The following is a 17,091-nucleotide window of genomic DNA, read 5'->3' as shown; positions in this document are numbered from 1 at the left end:
TACAAAATGGAACGTTTACGCAGTGCAGAATTAAACCGTTATACCAATGAAACAAAAATAGATTTAAATTTTTCCGTGGATGGGGAAGGAAAATCCGACATTCAGACCGGTGTTCCGTTTATGGATCACATGCTTGATTTATTCACGAAGCATGGCCAGTTCGATTTAACGGTGAAAGCTGATGGGGACGTGGAAGTGGATGATCACCATACAACTGAAGATATTGGAATTTGCCTTGGGCTTGCCTTAAAAGAAGCGCTTGGGGATAAAAAAGGCATCAAACGCTACGGTAATTCGTTTGTACCAATGGATGAAACGCTGGCACAGGTCGTCGTGGATCTCAGCAACCGCCCTCACTTGGAAATGCGCGCTGAGTTCCCTTCGCAAAAGGTCGGCACATTCGATACGGAGCTTGTCCACGAATTTCTTTGGAAGCTGGCTCTTGAAGCCCGCATGAATTTACATGTCATTGTTCACTACGGACACAACACTCACCACATGATTGAAGCGGTCTTTAAGGCGCTGGCACGTGCGCTTGATGAAGCAACGATGATTGATCCTCGCGTCAAAGGGGTTCCGTCAACGAAAGGAATGTTGTAAATGATCGGCATCGTTGATTATGGCATGGGGAATTTATTCAGTGTCAGCAAAGCGCTGGAACGTATTAATATTCCTTATATCATTAGTGATTCACCAGAAGAACTTGGGAAAATGAAGGGATTAATTTTACCGGGAGTCGGTGCATTTAAAGATGCAATGGTTCTATTAAAAGAGAAAAAATTGGATCAATTTTTGCATACATATGTAGACAGCGGCCGCCCGCTTCTTGGGATTTGCCTTGGCATGCAGCTGCTGTTTCAAGAAAGTGAAGAAAACGGACTTCACCAAGGACTAGGATTACTAAAAGGGAGAGTAACGAGAATCCCGGCTGAATTGAATGGCGAATCGGTGAAAGTTCCGCATATGGGATGGAACAAGCTGACATTTAATCAGCATTCTCCTGTCCTGCATGACATTGAGGAAGGCTTCGTCTATTTCGTTCATTCCTATTATGTCAGCGAAATGAAAGAGCAAGATTTAATTGCCAGCTCAACGTACAATGTCACAATCCCGGCCGTTGTCGGTGAAGGAAAAGTATTCGGCATGCAATTTCACCCGGAAAAAAGCAGCAAAGTCGGTATGCAGCTGCTGACTAATTTTGCAAACGCAATGGAGCAATCGGAGGCGATTTTATGAGTTTTACTATTTATCCCGCTATCGATATGAGAGGCGGAAAATGCGTTCGGCTGACGCAAGGGGACTATAATCAAGAAACGGTCTATGGCGATTCTCCATTTGATATGGCCAAGTCATTCGTCGATCAAGGAGCCGATTGGATTCATATGGTGGATCTTGATGGTGCAAAAGACGGTAAGCGCATCAACGACCGCTTTGTCATCGAAGCCGCGCAGAAATTAGATGCGAAAGTGCAGATCGGCGGAGGCATTCGGACAGAAGAAGATGTGAAGCATTATTTAGATCAAGGTGTGGACCGTGTGATCATCGGCAGTCTAGCCGTATCTAATCCTGAACTAGTGAAAGAATGGCTGAAGAAATACGGCGAGAAAATTGCCATTGGTTTAGATGCCAAAGACGGGTATGTGGCGACGCATGGCTGGCTTGAGACGTCTTCCTTAAAAGCGGTTGACCTTGGCAAGGAGCTAGCAGGTGCTGGAGCGAAAACATTTATCTTCACTGATATTGCGACAGACGGCATGCTGTCAGGCCCGAACATTGAAGCGGTAGCGGAATTGGCGAAAGCAACAGGAGCAAGTGTCATTGCATCGGGCGGAGTCAGTTCCATTGAAGATCTGCAAAATGTGAAAAAATATGAATCGGACGGCGTTAGCGGAGTGATTGTCGGAAAAGCTATTTATTCTGGTAAATTCACCGTTTCAGAAGCTTTAAAAGAGGTGAAATAATGATTACAAAAAGAATCGTTCCTTGTCTGGACGTAAAAGATGGACGAGTCGTCAAAGGCATTCAGTTTGTACAGATTCGAGATGCCGGCGACCCTGTTGAATTGGCTCGCGCCTATGATGATCAAGGAGCGGATGAATTGGTCTTTTTAGACATCTCTGCTTCGCACGAAGGAAGAAAAACAATGGTCGATGTCGTAAAAGCGGTAGCATCTGAACTAGCGATCCCATTTACCGTCGGCGGCGGCATCAATGCGCTTGAGGATATGAAAAAAATGCTTCGTGCCGGTGCGGATAAAGTATCGTTAAATACAGCAGCCGTGATGCGTCCTGAATTAATTACCGAAGGAGCGGATTATTTCGGCACTCAGTGTATCGTTGTCGCCATTGATGCGAAGTATGATGAATCAATCGGTTCATGGCGTGTGTACACACATGGCGGACGGACAGCGACCGAACGTGAAGTCATTGCTTGGGCGAAGGAAGCAGTGGAACGTGGAGCTGGAGAAATCCTTTTAACAAGCATGGATAGCGATGGAGAGAAGAAAGGTTTCGACTTGGCGCTCACAAAAGCGGTAAGTGAGGCGGTATCGGTTCCTGTCATTGCCTCAGGCGGAGCAGGAAATGCAGATCATTTTCTTGAAGTGTTTACAGACGGAAAAGCCGATGCGGCGCTGGCAGCGTCCATCTTCCATTATAAAGAGACGAGTGTAAATGAAGTGAAAAGCTTTTTAAAAGACAAAGGAGTGAATATGAGATGAGCGTAAATATTGATAGCTTAACATTTGACGAAAAAGGCTTGATCCCGGCGATCGTTCAAGATGCAACAACTTACGAAGTACTGACGCTTGCTTATATGAATAAAGAGTCTTTGAAAAAAACATTGGATTCAGGTGAAACTTGGTTCTACAGCCGTTCTCGTCAAGAGCTGTGGCACAAAGGGGCTACGAGCGGAAACACACAAAGAGTGGTGAATATTAAGCTGGATTGTGACCAAGATGCACTTGTGGTTCTAGTGAAGCCGAATGGTCCAGCTTGTCACACAGGAACGACGAGCTGTTTTGAGCAATCATTATACGGCGAGCAAACAGAAATTCTGCCTTATACGATTCTGCAAAAGCTAGAAGAAGTGATTGCCGACCGCGAAGAAAACCGTCCGGACGGTGCATACACGACGTACCTATTTGAAAAAGGCGTCGATAAAATCTTGAAAAAAGTCGGAGAAGAAGCAGCGGAAGTCATCATTGCTGCGAAAAACCGCGATACAGAAGAGCTGAAGTGGGAATCAGCTGACTTGCTTTACCACTTGTTAGTGCTGCTTCGTGAGCAAAAAATTGAACTTGCCGACGTTCTCAGTGTGCTGGCGAAACGCCACGAGGATAAAGGGAAGTAATAGGTGGATGTAAGAAGCCGAGATGAAGCTCATTTTTCTAAATGACGCTCCATTGCGGCTTTTTATTTTCACTTGTGTCCCTTTGTTTACACTCGGGCGCGGGTTCTTTACATTGGCAGAGTGGTTTTTTTCATTCAGCAAGCACTTCTTTTCAAAGAGTTACTTTGTTTACACTCGCGTCGCATTTGTTTACACTCGGGCGCGGGTTCTTTACATTGGCAGAGTGTTTTTTTCATTCAGCAAGCACTTCTTTTCAAAGAGTCACTTTGTTTACACTCGCGTCGCATTTGTTTACACTCGGTCCCAGGTTCTTTACATTCACGGGATATTTGTTTTCATTTAAGCTATTTTACATTCATTATTTTGTTTCCTCGCACACAATATTCCACTCATTTTCCACACATAATTATCATTAACTTGTTATCAATTTTCGCCGGGCATGTTATACTACATTAGTTAATTATGTACGTTCGGAGGACTTTCATGAGAAAAGACTCAAAGATAAGAGAAGAGAAAGATAAAGGCCAAGTGGTTTCTTTTCTTCCTACAGGAGAGTATTACTATACAAAAGGATTAAAGGCTCTCAGAAAGAGGGAGCTTCAAAAGGCGAAGAAGTATTTATCTCGCGCCGTAGATTTAGATCCGCTTGAACCGATGATTGCCTGTCAATTGGCTGTGGTTGAAACGGAACTTGGAAATTTCGAGCAATCCAATGGTTTGCTTCATTTTATTTTAGATGATTTAGATCCGCTAATTAGTGAGTGTCACTACTTTTTGGCTAATAATTATGCCCATTTAGGGATGTTTAAAGAAGCGTTTAAGCACGCAAAGGAATATTTAGAGCAGGATGAAAAAGGCGAATTCAGCGAAGATGCGGAAGACCTTTTAGAATTGATCAGTCTCGACAGCGATGATCCATTTGATCTTTTATCTGAGCAAGATGATTTGATCACGATGCAGGAAGAGGCCCGCTACTTGCTTGAAGGCGGCAGTTTTGAAAAGGCGGTTGAACGTCTGGACGAAATGGTCGAGAAGTTTCCTGATTTCTGGTCGGCTCACAACAATTTAGCACTGGCTCACTTTTATTTAGGGGATATCGAAAAAGCGCATCAGGTGCTAGAAGAAGTACTGGAGAAAAATCCAGGCAATCTTCATGCGCTCTGCAATCTGGCTGTATTTATGTACTATGAGAAAAAATATGGCATGCTAAAGGAACTGGTAAATGTTCTTCGCAAGATTCATCCGATGACACTGGATCAGCAATTCAAGCTAGGAGTGACATTTGCCTTAATTGGACAGTTTGAAGATGCTTACCGCTGGCTAAAGAAATTGTATAAAAATGGGTACGACGGGGAGCCAAGCTTTTATTACTGGCTTTCACATTCAGCTTACTTTACCGGTCATCATGAAACGGCAAAAGCGGTATGGAAACAAGTGCTGAAGCTGAGCCCTGAAAAAGAGGGGCAGGAGCCGTGGAATGAAAAGGAAAGAACGAAGGAAGGCTTTGAACATCATGTTCCTTCACTTGTAAAACGGCTGAACAGCGAGCATGAAGAGGAGCGGTTCTTCGGCATCTTTTTGCTGTCGTTAACAGATGATCAAAAGAAGGTCATGAGCCACGCGGATTTTTGTGATATTGATACGCTAAATGTCCATGAAAAAGTCTATATGGCAGATGTGCTTGGGATGCCGATTGATCCGAAGCTTAAAGAAGAGACGAGGGTTGAGCTAGGTCATGAAACGGCCTTGCAGCTCTACAAGCACTTTAAGCCAATCGGCAATGACGAAGCCGGTCTCTTGATGATGTGGTTCTCTATTTTCAACGAAATGCTTCATATTGAAACGAAGCTGAAAAATAAAAAAGCTCTCGCTGCTTCAACGGAATACATCTGGCGAAAGTTCAGGGGAGAGAAAACGTCTCAGACAAAATTGGCAGAGAAATATGATGTTTCTGCGTCTACTGTAGGGAAATATATTAAGTATATTCGCGAGCATCTTCTGTGAGCATAATAATAGACGAAAAGACCAAGATTGCATACGATAGAGTGGTATAGAGAACAATACAAGTAAGGGTATATGAAAACAGAAAATAAAGGAGTGTCTTGTTTTGGCAGAAGAAAAAATTTATGACGTCATCATTATCGGTGCAGGTCCTGCCGGCATGACAGCAGCTGTTTATACATCACGTGCGAATCTTTCCACTTTGATGATTGAACGCGGTGTGCCGGGCGGGCAAATGGCCAATACAGAAGAAGTAGAGAACTATCCGGGATATGACCATATCTTAGGTCCTGAGCTTTCTACGAAAATGTTTGACCATGCTAAGAAGTTCGGTGCCGAATACGCGTATGGCGACATTAAAGAAGTCATCGACGGAAAAGAATATAAAACCATTAAAGCTGGTTCCAAAGAATATAAAGCCCGCGCTGTTATCATTACAACGGGAGCCGAGTATAAGAAACTTGGTGCGCCTGGAGAGCAAGAACTTGGCGGCCGCGGCGTATCTTATTGTGCGGTTTGTGACGGCGCCTTCTTTAAAGAGAAAGAATTGGTCGTAGTCGGAGGCGGAGATTCTGCCGTTGAAGAGGGCGTGTACTTAACGCGCTTTGCTAAAAAAGTAACGATCGTTCATCGCCGTGATGAACTGAGAGCGCAAAAAATTCTTCAAGACCGGGCATTTGCTAACGAAAAAGTTGATTTTATCTGGAGTCATACAGTGAAAGAAATTAACGAAAAAGACGGCAAAGTCGGCAGTGTCACATTAGTATCTACTGAAAATGGAGAAGAGCGCGAATTTCCAACGGATGGCGTATTCATTTACGTAGGGATGCTGCCGTTAACTAAACCATTTGCTAATTTAGGAATTACGAATGAAATGGGCTACATTTTAACGAATGAGCAAATGGAAACGAAAATTCCTGGTATTTATGCAGCTGGCGATGTTCGTGAAAAGATGCTGCGCCAAATAGTAACGGCTACTGGTGATGGAAGTATTGCCGCACAGGCAGCTCAGCACTATATTGAAGAATTGAAAGAGGAATTAGGGGTAGAAGCATAATTGTCATATCTTTTAATGAAGGGGTAATGGTTTCGTCACACCAGTGTAACAGCTTCTTGTTATACTAAGTGAGTGTTAAAGAAATCCCCCAAAATTTAACTTATATCCCTATCCCATTTGAGGTTGTTTCTATTTAATGATCGTTCCTGCCTAATCTTTTAGATCTCTAAAAGACAGGCGAGGATTCGATCATTGAGGACAACCTCCTTTTTTTTTGAAGCCGGAAGCATTGAGATTGTCTGACGGAACATAGTATAATAATAAGAACAAAAAATGCGACGGTTCTTCTTATAGAAGCGATCCTAGAGGTGAAGATGAGTGCAGCGAGTGACGAACTGTTTACTATTAAAAGATGATAAAATCCTTCTTTTACAAAAACCGCGGAGAAACTGGTGGGTGGCTCCAGGAGGGAAAATGGAACCTGGTGAATCAATCAGAGATGCTGTCATTCGTGAATATCGGGAAGAAACCGGCATTTATTTGCGAAATCCAAATGTAAAAGGCATTTTTACATTTATAATAAAAGATCAAGATGAAATTATATCTGAATGGATGATGTTCACCTTCTTTGCGACGGTTAGTGATGGCGTGTCTTTAAAAGAAAGTGACGAGGGACAATTGGAATGGCATTCAGTTGACAAAATTCAGGAGCTGCCAATGGCGGAAGGCGACCGTCATATATTAGATTATATGGTTCATGGCACCGGTATGATTTATGGAGCCTTTACGTATACTCCGGATTTTGAACTTTTATCTTATCGGCTGGACCCAAGCTAAGGGTGAAAACAGAGGGGATGAACGGAAATGAACAACACGGCGAATGATGTTCAATTAGTCATTATTACAGGAATGTCCGGTGCGGGAAAGACGGTCGCAGTTCAAAGCTTTGAAGATTTGGGGTTTTACTGTGTAGATAATTTGCCGCCCACTTTATTGCCTAAATTCTTGGAACTGATGAAAGACTCAGGGAACCAGATGAATAAAGTGGCAGTCGTGATGGATATGCGCGGCAGAGAATTCTTTGACCATTTATTTAAATCTTTGGATGATGCGGCAGAAATGGCATCTGTAACGCCAAAAGTGTTATTTTTAGATGCGGATGATTCTGTGCTTGTGCGGAGATATAAAGAAACAAGACGTTCACACCCGCTTTCACCGACCGGACGTCCGCTAGATGGAATTACGCAAGAGCGTGCACTTCTCGAGGAACTGAAGGGAAGAGCGCAATTTTTATATAATACATCGCAAATGAAGCCGAAAGATTTGCGGGAGAAAATACTAACCGAGTTTTCTTTAAATAAAGAAGCAGCGTTTATTGTCAACGTCATGTCGTTCGGGTTTAAACATGGCATTCCGATTGATGCGGATCTCGTTTTCGATGTGCGATTCTTGCCTAATCCACATTACATTGACCACATGAGGCCGCGAACGGGACTAGATGAAGATGTGTCGAGCTACGTCATGAAATGGAATGATACCCAAAAGTTTCTGGAAAAAGTCACGGATTTGCTGACATTTATGCTTCCTCATTATAAGATGGAGGGTAAATCTCAGCTGGTCATTGCGATCGGATGTACGGGCGGGCAGCATCGTTCTGTTGCGCTGTCTGAGTATATCGGCAATTATTATGCGAAGGATTATGACACTCGCATCACGCACCGCGACATTAAAAAGAGAAAGCTGCCAATGTCATGACACAGAATCAGAAAAAGGTCGTTATTATCGGTGGAGGAACAGGCCTGTCTGTTCTTCTTCGAGGACTCAAAAAACATCCGATCGACTTGTCCGCTATTGTCACAGTGGCGGATGACGGAGGAAGTTCAGGCCGTTTAAGAGATGAGCTGAATATTCCGCCGCCTGGTGATATTCGCAATGTTTTAGCTGCTCTTTCCGACGTAGAACCGCTGGTGGAAACATTATTCCAACACCGTTTCAGTACGAAAAACGAATTGTCCGGACATTCATTGGGGAATTTAATGATCGCAGCTTTATCCTCTATTACAGGGGATTTCGTGCATGCCGTGCAAGAAATGAGCCGAGTGTTAAATGTACGGGGAAAAGTCCTGCCTGCTGCTAATCAAAGCGTGGTTTTGCATGCGGAAATGGAGGATGGCACGGTCGTTTCAGGAGAATCGAAAATACCTTATTCAGGAAAGAAGATCAAGAGAGTGTTTTTAACACCGGAAGATATTCTGCCGCTGCCAGAGACGATTCGTGCGATCAGAGAAGCGGATTTAATCATCTTGGGACCAGGAAGCCTTTTCACAAGCATTCTGCCTAACTTGCTTGTTCCGCAAATAGGAGAAGAAGTATGCAAAGCGAAAGCGCGCAAAGTCTATATTTGCAACTTGATGACCCAAGCTGGCGAAACGCTGGACTTTACGGCGAGTGATCATGTGAAAGCAATATACAGCCATATGTCCTGTTCATTTTTAGACACCATTTTAGTGAACAATGAACCGATTCCGCAGCAAATCAAAGATAAATACAAAGAAGAACTGGCTAAACCAGTTGTGTACGACGTGGATAAGCTGAACGAATTAGGCCTTCATACCATCTTTGATGAGATTGTCAACAAAGAGGGAGGCTACATTCGTCATAATACCAATAAAGTTGCTGATATCCTTTATCAGCTAATACCAGAAAATAATTAGAGTCGAATCTCATCGTAAAAGCGAAGGGGCATCTCGGATTGGAGGTGGCACACTTGTCGTTTGCTTCAGAAACCAAAAAAGAACTAACCACACTCGAAGTGAAGGATTGCTGTGCAAAGGCAGAGCTTTCTGCGCTCATTCGAATGAACGGATCACTTTCATTTTCCAACCGGCTGTTGGTTGTGAATATCCAGACAGAAAATGCAGCCATTGCCAGAAGGATTTATATATTACTAAAGAAAAATTATCAAGTAGATGTGGAACTTTTAGTCCGTAAAAAAATGCGGCTAAAGAAAAATAACGTGTACATCGTACGTTTGAAAGAACGTGCAAAAGAAATTCTCGAAGATCTATCGATTATAGAGGAAGGGTTTACGTTTGTTCATGACATCTCGCCTAAATTACTAAGTAAAAAATGCTGCCGGCGTTCATACTTGCGGGGAGCATTCTTAGCGGGAGGCTCAGTGAACAACCCGGAAACATCTTCCTACCATTTAGAAATCTTCTCATTGTATGAGGAGCATAATCAGGCACTCTGTGAATTGATGAACACGTTTGATTTAAACAGTAAAACGCTTGAACGAAAAAAAGGTTTTATCAATTATTTAAAAGAAGCAGAGAAGATTACGGAGTTTTTAAATATCGTGGGAGCCCATAGCGCACTGCTTCGGTTTGAAGATGTTCGGATCGTCCGTGACATGCGTAACTCAGTGAACCGGCTGGTGAATTGTGAAACGGCTAACTTGAATAAAACAATTGGAGCTGCTTTGCGCCAGGTGGAGAATATCCGTTATATTGAGGCGACAGTAGGTCTTCAAGTTCTGCCGGATAAGCTTCGTGAATTAGCGGAGCTGCGTGTCGCACATCAAGACGTCACGTTAAAAGAACTGGGAGAGATGGTATCTGGCCCAGTCATTAGTAAATCGGGAATTAATCATCGTCTGCGTAAAATAAATGAAATTGCTGAAAAATTACGGGCTGGGGAGTCTTTAGCTAATTCGAAGCAAGTATAAACATACACAGAAAGTCATGAGGGGGAGCAAGATGGTTCAGAAAACAGTAGAAGTTCAATTGAAAACAGGGTTGCAAGCACGCCCCGCTGCGTTGTTTGTCCAAGAAGCCAATCATTTTTCAGCGGATATTTTTCTTGAAAAAGACGGGAAAAAAGTCAATGCGAAAAGCATCATGGGTATTATGAGCTTAGCGATTAATCGCGGATGTACAGTTACTCTATTTGTTGAGGGAAGAGATGAAGAAGCTGCGTTGGAAGCGCTGACAGCTTTTATCGAAGACGAAGGAAGTCTATAATGAAAGAAGCCTGAATAATGGAATCCATTGTTTAGGTTTTTTTGTTTTTAATACGATATTTTATTTGTCGACGTCTACAAAGTAAGCTGAGAGAGTGTTTTAAAAATAGAAAGAAGGAATTTCTTATGCGCGATCAAGAAACACCCTCAGGTTTACGGGTGAAAAAAGAAGGTCTATTATATAGTGCCATTTTTTTAAATACATTAATAACAGTTATGAATACATCGATGTTCAATGTGGCGCTGCCGAAAATAGCCGGCGAATTTCAGCTGATGCCCTCAACCACTTCATTGATCGTCAGCAGTTATTCGATTGCTTTTGCCTTATCAGCCATTTTATATAGTAAATTAGCTAACTCTGTTCCGTTAGCCAATTTGTTAACTTTCGGAATGGCGTGTCTTGGCATTGGATCTCTAGCAGGGATGGCAGCAGTGAATTTTCCTTTGCTAGTGGCGGCCAGAGTCATTCAAGCCATGGGAGCAAGCAGTATTTCTGCCTTAAGCATTATTATTTCGTCTAGATATATCCCGTTTCACCGGCGGGGAGCAGCAATTGGAAGAGTTGCGGCAGCTGTTACTCTTGGCTTTGGTTTAGGACCTTTAACAGGTGGGGTAATCACTGAATATTTCGGCTGGCCGGTTTTATTTGCGGTTTCCATTATATCGGTCATAACCATTCCTGCCTATCAGCTACTTTTGCCGAAAGACAGAGGAGAAAAAACGAAACTTGATATGGCTGGGTGGGCTTATTTGGGTGCCGGAGTTGCTTCTATATTACTGTGGCTTGCCACGCGAAATATACTCTTTAGCGCAGGAGCGCCATTCGTTTGGCTATTCTGGAGGCATATACACCGAGTGCCTCGACCATTTTTAAATCCTGTACTGATCAAAAACCCTATCTTTATTCGGCTGGTCATCATTGCTGGAAGTGTATTCTTTATTAATTTCTCCATCCTGTTTCTGAGTCCATTAATGCTCGCAGGAATTCACGGTGTATCCAATACTGCAATGATTGGTTTCATTTTATTCCCGGGGGCGATCGGTTCCTCAATTGCGTCAGTCGTGGTGGGAAGGATGGTTGATAAAGCGGGGGCGAAGGTAATCATCATTTTTGGGGTCGCCTGCATGCTCGTGAGTTCATTGATTCTATCCAGCTTTGGCGATGTGTCTTATTGGGTGATCATGAGTGTCGTCATCGTGGCAAGCACCGGTTTTGTTTGTATTACGACAGGTGTCCCGAATTTCTTGACGACTTATCTTCCGATGAATGAGGTAAGTACGGGGATTGGCACACTTCAGCTGTTTCAATACATGGGTGGGGCGTTCGGTGTAACTGTATCGGGCTTCATTCTTGATCGGGGAGCGTCGATTCAAGCGTTCAATCCAATTTGGCATCATCCCGATTATCAATTTAGCCAGGCGTTCTTGTTTCTGGCACTGATGGCTTTACTGGCAGGAGCGGTATTTTATTCGTTTTCCAAAAAACTGAAACAAGAAACTGCGGCTGCTGAGCAGACCGTTCATGCATAAAAAAAGCGGCCTCGTTATCATGAACGAGGTCGCTTTTATCATGTTGATTATTTTCCTGGTAATTCATTGCGAGTTAGAATTTGATCAACAAGACCATATTCTTTCGCTCTTTCAGCTGTCATAAAGTTATCACGGTCTGTGTCTTTCGCGATAACATCAAGAGGCTGACCTGTACGCTCGGAAAGAATTTGGTTTAATTTCTCGCGAAGGAATAAAATGCGTTTAGCCGCGATTTCAATTTCTGTCGCTTGACCTTGCGCGCCGCCTAATGGCTGATGAATCATGACTTCACTGTTTGGAAGGGCATAACGCTTGCCTTTCGTACCTGCTGCAAGCAAGAAAGCACCCATAGATGCAGCCATACCAATACAGATCGTTTGAACATCTGGCTTAATGAATTGCATCGTATCATAAATAGCCATACCAGCTGTAATACTTCCGCCAGGGCTGTTGATATAGATGGAGATATCTTTCTCAGGGTTTTCTGCTTCTAAAAATAATAATTGAGAAACAATCGAGTTCGCTACATTGTCATCAATGCCGCTGCCCAGCATAATAATACGGTCTTTTAATAAACGTGAGTAGATATCATAAGCACGTTCCCCGCGGTTTGTTTGCTCAATAACTGTTGGGATTAAATTCATTTTATTTCCTCCTTAGTGTGAACTATCTGTTAAAAAAGTTATGTACTGTAATCATACAATGATGGTCAATGAAGGTCAAATTATTGGACTTAAAATTAGTATTTTCATTCATTTACTACATAGTTTTCTATTATACCCAGATTAAATCCTGCTAAACAGTCAACAAAAGTTCAATTAGCCTATATGTCCAACTCATCTAGGTAACAGATTAACATATGAGGACGGCAGCCAATTTATTCTGTTTATATAGGATTCGGATCACGTTTGGTCAGTCATATTATATTTATATTGCATTATTGAAAGAAGTCCGCTATAATTTTGAAATGTACTTAATAACTAAGCCCTCGTGGTGCAACGGATAGCACGTAAGATTCCGGTTCTTAAAATGGGGGTTCGATTCCCTCCGAGGGCGTTATTTAAATCAGGGAGTTCCTATGTTTGTATGATTTTTATACAAGCGTAGGGACTTTTTTGTTTGTAATATTTACCCCCTTTTTTAAACGACGAAATTCAAAATCCGACTAGGACTTTCCTCATGAAATCATTCCAAATGAATAAATTCTCAATTTTCAATTCTTTATCTCCTTTCCTGTTGTATAATAGAATATAGGGGGGAGAGAATTATGAACATGCATTTAAAGCCAGGTTTATGGCAGCAGCAAACAATGAAGCTTGCGATGACACAGGAATTAACACAGGCTATTGCTCTGCTCCAGTACTCTGCCCAGGAATTAACGGAGTTTTTAGAGGCTAAAACGATGGAGAATCCATTTATACAGCTGGATGTTCCTGAAATGAAAGCGCTTCATTCGAAGAAAGGGCGAGTCCGAGAAAGCGGGAGCTCCTCAAATGACGAGAAGAATTGGGTCGAGCATGTGGCGGATCATTCGCATACATTACTGGATTATTTGCGCATGCAGCTGTCGCTTATTCCATTAGACCCTACTGAAAAGAGAATATTAGATTTCTTACTATATAATATGGATGATAACGGATATATGACGATTTCGATTCCAGAAGCCGCTCAGATGTGCCGGTGTCCTGAAGAGAAAGCAGAAGAAGTACTGGAAATCATTCGTGAGCTCGAGCCAGCAGGGGTGGGTGCATTTCATTTACAGGACTGCCTGTTGCTGCAGCTGCAAAGAATGAAAGATGCACCTGAACTTGTGAAAGTCATGATTAAGGATTACTTTATGGAATTTGCCGATAAAAATTGGCGGCCGCTTGCTAAGAAATTAAACGTAGATGTGAAAGATATACAATCTGCAGCCGATTTTATTCAGAAACTGAATCCAAAACCAGGCGCGCGGTTTCATCATGAACAGCCCACTTATGTGAAGCCAGACGTTACCGTTGCAATAGTGAATGACACCATCGAGGTTCATTTGCTTGAGGATGACTTGCCAAAAGTAGTGTTTCAAAAAGACTATTTTAACGAGCTCGCCATGCACAAGGATCCTAAATTAAAGCAATTTATGAAGGAAAAAGAGAAAGACTATGTATGGCTCTTAAAAAGTCTGGAGCAGCGCAAGCAAACAATTCAGCGAGTGGGTCTGAAAATTGTCGAGAAACAGCGGGACTTCTTCTTTCAGGGACCTAGCCGCTTGCAGACCTTGAATATGAAAGAGATTGCGGAAGAGCTCGAAATTCATGAGTCAACGGTGAGCCGAGCCGTTCGCGGTAAATATATGCAGACACCATATGGCACCTATGAATTGAAATTCTTTTTCCCGTCAGGTATAGCGTCTAATTCAGAAGAAGGCGCCTCTGCACAACAAGTGAAGTCGCGGATGACGGATATGGTCAATTCTGAAAATAAACAAAAGCCATTATCAGATCAAGAAATCAGCAATCGATTAAAAGAGGAAGGATTCAGCATTTCACGAAGAACGGTTGCGAAATACCGAGATCAATTAAATATCGCTTCCTCTTCTAAAAGAAAAAGGTATGATTGAGAAATGAAGAATTGAGGCATTATGATGACAGAGATCTATTTTTACACGAGACCTAACTGCTCCCTTTGTGAAGAAGCGAAATTAAATCTTCAGCTGGTGAGGGAAGATATTCCTTTCACCCTTCATGAAGTGAATATTGACGACAGTGATAAATTAACGGAAGAGTACGGACTGATGATCCCAGTGATTACACATAATAATCATTTGATACAATACGGCCAGTGTGATTATGCGACCATCCGTACATATTTAGAAAAACATTCCTAAAAATATTTAAATTCAGTAGGTTATTGTTTGCTTTCTGATTTTTTCCCTGCTAAAATGTATTTGCAGGCAGGGGATATTTTTTTTGGAGTGTGTGGGACATATTATTTTATTAAGGGACAAAATACGACCCGATTGATCATTTAAAGGAGCATCTTATGCGAACATTACTAGATATTCAAAAAAGATTATTGCCCGATCTGCTAGAGGTCATGCAAAAAAGATATCAAATCCTGCAGTCCATTCGTATGGCTCAGCCTGTGGGGAGAAGAACTTTAGCCCAGGAATTAGGCTTGACCGAAAGGATTTTACGAAGTGAAGTTGAATTTTTGAAGGAACAAGAATTAATCGAGTTTAAAACATCCGGCATGATACTGACCCCAGATGGACAATCCGTTCTGGTGAATTTGGAAGAATTGATGATTGATATTAAGGGTATACACACCATGGAAAGCCAGTTAAAATCTTATTTTTCGCTGGATGAAGTAGTGGTAGTGCCAGGTGACAGTGATCAATCTCCATGGGTCAAAAAAGAACTCGGGACTGCCTGTGCGAATAGTATAAAAAGCCGATTATTGGCAAAGAATATCATCGCAGTAACAGGCGGAACGACCATTGCTGCTGCAGCAAGCGCCATGTCTTCAGAACTCGCTCGTTCAAAGGAACTAGTTTTTGTTCCGGCGAGGGGTGGTATTGGTGAAGATGTGCAGAATCAAGCCAACACAATTGTTGCTCAAATGGCGGCAAATACAGGCGGCACCCATCGAGTCCTCTATGCACCTGATCAAATCAGGAGTGAAGCATACGATTCTTTCATGATGGAACCGGCAATTAAAGAAGTGTATGGAACGATTCAGTCAGCCACGATGGTGCTTCACGGAATAGGTGATGCCCTAACAATGGCTAATCGCAGACATACGACGAAAGAAGATATGGACACGATTGTTAATGGCAAGGCAGTCGCTGAAGCATTTGGCTATTATTTTGATGAGAATGGGAAGATCGTGCATAAAGTATCAACGATTGGACTTCAGCTTGACGATCTCGTTCACGTGAAAGATGTCATTGCGGTAGCGGGTGGAGCCTCTAAAAGCAAGGCGATTCATTCGTACCTGCAAGGTGCTCCAAAGGCTACAGTATTAATTACTGATGAGGCGGCAGCCAAACAATTAATCGAAGAAATGAATCGATGAACATTTTTGGAAGAAGTAATAATTAATGATTAACGTTACATTCTTGACTGTTAATCATTAATTATTAACTATATAATCCTTACATTTTAAAGGAGGAATTTTTAACATGGCAGTAAAAGTTGGTATTAATGGATTTGGACGTATTGGACGCGTGGTATTTCGTGCAGCGCTTAAAAACCCTAATTTAGAAGTAGTAGCGGTAAATGACTTAACAGATGCAAACATGTTAGCGCACCTTTTAAAATATGATACGGTTCACGGCACTTTACAAGAAGAAATTTCTGTAGATGGCGACAGCATCGTAGTGAACGGCAAGAAAGTAAAAGTAGTAGCAGAACGTGATCCTGCGCAATTACCATGGAAAGAACTAGGTGTTGAAGTAGTGGTTGAATCTACTGGCCGCTTTACAAAACGTGCGGATGCAGCGAAGCATTTAGAAGCTGGAGCGAAAAAAGTAGTCATCTCTGCACCTGCATCAGATGAAGATATTACAATTGTATTAGGTGTAAACCACGAGCAGTATGATGCAGCTAATCATCACGTAATCTCTAACGCTTCTTGTACAACAAACTGCTTAGCGCCGTTTGCAAAAGTATTGAACGATAAGTTCGGCATTAAACGCGGTATGATGACAACTGTTCACTCTTATACGAATGATCAGCAAATTCTAGACCTTCCGCATAAAGATTACCGTCGTGCGCGTGCAGCAGCTGAGTCTATTATTCCAACAACTACTGGAGCAGCGAAAGCCGTATCTCTAGTATTGCCTGAGTTAAAAGGTAAATTAAACGGTATGGCAATGCGTGTTCCAACACCAAACGTGTCAGTCGTTGACCTTGTAGCTGAATTAGATAAGAACACAACAGCTGAAGAAGTAAACGCAGCGTTAAAAGAAGCAGCTGAAGGTGAATTAAAAGGTTACTTGGCTTATACAGAAGAGCCGTTAGTATCTATTGATTACAATGGCAACCCTGCGTCTTCAACTATCGATGCTTTATCAACAATGGTTATGGAAGGCAACATGGTAAAAGTTCTTTCTTGGTACGATAATGAGTATGGTTATTCTAGCCGAGTAGTAGATTTAATTGATTACATTGCCAAAAAAGGCCTGTAATTCCTTAAAGTGTTACTCTAA

General features: G+C 42.3%; 18 protein-coding genes and 1 tRNA gene. 18 read left to right on the top strand and 1 reads right to left on the bottom strand.

The features are described 5' to 3' along the window. Positions 1 to 6: 6 nt before the first annotated feature. From hisB to JOC78_RS08265, 13 genes are all read left to right on the top strand, one after another. Positions 7 to 600: an imidazoleglycerol-phosphate dehydratase HisB gene (gene hisB, locus JOC78_RS08325; RefSeq protein ID WP_204554065.1), complete on the top strand. Its 594-nt coding sequence runs from the start codon at positions 7 to 9 to the stop codon at positions 598 to 600. Next, on the top strand, positions 601 to 1,236 hold the full coding sequence (hisH, locus tag JOC78_RS08320) for an imidazole glycerol phosphate synthase subunit HisH (protein WP_204554063.1): 636 nt from the start codon (positions 601 to 603) through the stop codon (positions 1,234 to 1,236). Continuing rightward, complete coding sequence (gene hisA / locus JOC78_RS08315) at positions 1,233 to 1,961, top strand: 1-(5-phosphoribosyl)-5-[(5-phosphoribosylamino)methylideneamino]imidazole-4-carboxamide isomerase (RefSeq protein WP_204554061.1); 729 nt, start codon at positions 1,233 to 1,235, stop codon at positions 1,959 to 1,961. The genes hisH and hisA overlap by 4 nt, the downstream gene beginning before the upstream one ends. Beyond that, complete coding sequence (gene hisF, locus JOC78_RS08310) at positions 1,961 to 2,719, top strand: imidazole glycerol phosphate synthase subunit HisF (RefSeq protein ID WP_204554059.1); 759 nt, start codon at positions 1,961 to 1,963, stop codon at positions 2,717 to 2,719. The genes hisA and hisF overlap by 1 nt, the downstream gene beginning before the upstream one ends. Then, a complete protein-coding gene (hisIE, locus tag JOC78_RS08305) occupies positions 2,716 to 3,351 on the top strand; it encodes a bifunctional phosphoribosyl-AMP cyclohydrolase/phosphoribosyl-ATP diphosphatase HisIE (protein WP_204554057.1) in 636 nt (211 codons plus the stop codon). The genes hisF and hisIE overlap by 4 nt, the downstream gene beginning before the upstream one ends. A 483-nt stretch (positions 3,352 to 3,834) precedes the next feature. Continuing rightward, a complete protein-coding gene (locus JOC78_RS08300; protein WP_204554055.1) occupies positions 3,835 to 5,355 on the top strand; it encodes a tetratricopeptide repeat protein in 1,521 nt (506 codons plus the stop codon). 103 nt (positions 5,356 to 5,458) lie between these two features. Continuing rightward, the gene (gene trxB / locus JOC78_RS08295; protein WP_204554053.1) at positions 5,459 to 6,409 is read left to right on the top strand and encodes a thioredoxin-disulfide reductase; all 951 of its coding nucleotides are present in this window, start codon (positions 5,459 to 5,461) and stop codon (positions 6,407 to 6,409) included. Positions 6,410 to 6,727: 318 nt separating this feature from the next. After that, entirely contained in the window at positions 6,728 to 7,186 is a 459-nt protein-coding gene (locus JOC78_RS08290; protein ID WP_204554051.1) for an NUDIX domain-containing protein, read from the top strand. A gap of 27 nt (positions 7,187 to 7,213) precedes the next feature. Next, positions 7,214 to 8,104: an RNase adapter RapZ gene (rapZ, locus tag JOC78_RS08285; RefSeq protein ID WP_204554049.1), complete on the top strand. Its 891-nt coding sequence runs from the start codon at positions 7,214 to 7,216 to the stop codon at positions 8,102 to 8,104. After that, positions 8,101 to 9,063: a gluconeogenesis factor YvcK family protein gene (locus tag JOC78_RS08280; protein ID WP_204554047.1), complete on the top strand. Its 963-nt coding sequence runs from the start codon at positions 8,101 to 8,103 to the stop codon at positions 9,061 to 9,063. The genes rapZ and JOC78_RS08280 overlap by 4 nt, the downstream gene beginning before the upstream one ends. Before the next feature lie 53 nt (positions 9,064 to 9,116). Further along, complete coding sequence (whiA, locus tag JOC78_RS08275; protein WP_204554182.1) at positions 9,117 to 10,076, top strand: DNA-binding protein WhiA; 960 nt, start codon at positions 9,117 to 9,119, stop codon at positions 10,074 to 10,076. 31 nt (positions 10,077 to 10,107) lie between these two features. Next, entirely contained in the window at positions 10,108 to 10,371 is a 264-nt protein-coding gene (locus JOC78_RS08270; RefSeq protein WP_204554045.1) for an HPr family phosphocarrier protein, read from the top strand. Positions 10,372 to 10,496: 125 nt separating this feature from the next. Then, the gene (locus JOC78_RS08265; RefSeq protein WP_204554043.1) at positions 10,497 to 11,900 is read left to right on the top strand and encodes an MFS transporter; all 1,404 of its coding nucleotides are present in this window, start codon (positions 10,497 to 10,499) and stop codon (positions 11,898 to 11,900) included. 47 nt (positions 11,901 to 11,947) lie between these two features. Here JOC78_RS08265 and clpP read toward each other — a convergent pair whose 3' ends face one another. Further along, positions 11,948 to 12,544, bottom strand: a complete 597-nt coding sequence (gene clpP / locus JOC78_RS08260; protein WP_204554041.1) for an ATP-dependent Clp endopeptidase proteolytic subunit ClpP — start codon at positions 12,542 to 12,544, stop codon at positions 11,948 to 11,950. Between the two features lie 340 nt (positions 12,545 to 12,884). On the opposite strand from clpP, the gene JOC78_RS08255 reads away from it, so the two are divergent. The 5 genes from JOC78_RS08255 (at position 12,885) to gap (ending at position 17,070) form a co-directional block, all read left to right on the top strand. Then, positions 12,885 to 12,956: transfer RNA gene (locus JOC78_RS08255), tRNA-Arg, on the top strand. Between the two features lie 211 nt (positions 12,957 to 13,167). Next, positions 13,168 to 14,499, top strand: coding sequence for an RNA polymerase factor sigma-54 (rpoN, locus tag JOC78_RS08250; RefSeq protein WP_204554038.1), 1,332 nt, complete (start codon positions 13,168 to 13,170; stop codon positions 14,497 to 14,499). A gap of 24 nt (positions 14,500 to 14,523) precedes the next feature. Then, positions 14,524 to 14,766 (top strand): glutaredoxin family protein, encoded by a 243-nt coding sequence (locus JOC78_RS08245; RefSeq protein WP_204554036.1) that lies wholly within the window; start codon positions 14,524 to 14,526, stop codon positions 14,764 to 14,766. 155 nt (positions 14,767 to 14,921) lie between these two features. Next, the gene (locus JOC78_RS08240; RefSeq protein ID WP_204554034.1) at positions 14,922 to 15,956 is read left to right on the top strand and encodes a sugar-binding transcriptional regulator; all 1,035 of its coding nucleotides are present in this window, start codon (positions 14,922 to 14,924) and stop codon (positions 15,954 to 15,956) included. 106 nt (positions 15,957 to 16,062) lie between these two features. After that, positions 16,063 to 17,070: a type I glyceraldehyde-3-phosphate dehydrogenase gene (gene gap / locus JOC78_RS08235; RefSeq protein WP_204554032.1), complete on the top strand. Its 1,008-nt coding sequence runs from the start codon at positions 16,063 to 16,065 to the stop codon at positions 17,068 to 17,070. Positions 17,071 to 17,091: the final 21 nt, after the last annotated feature.

Source organism: Bacillus ectoiniformans (assembly GCF_016908875.1).
Taxonomy (GTDB): domain Bacteria; phylum Bacillota; class Bacilli; order Bacillales; family Domibacillaceae; genus Bacillus_BX; species Bacillus_BX ectoiniformans.
The sequence above is the reverse complement of the archived record's forward strand: the minus strand, read 5'-3'. Positions and strand labels throughout refer to the sequence as shown.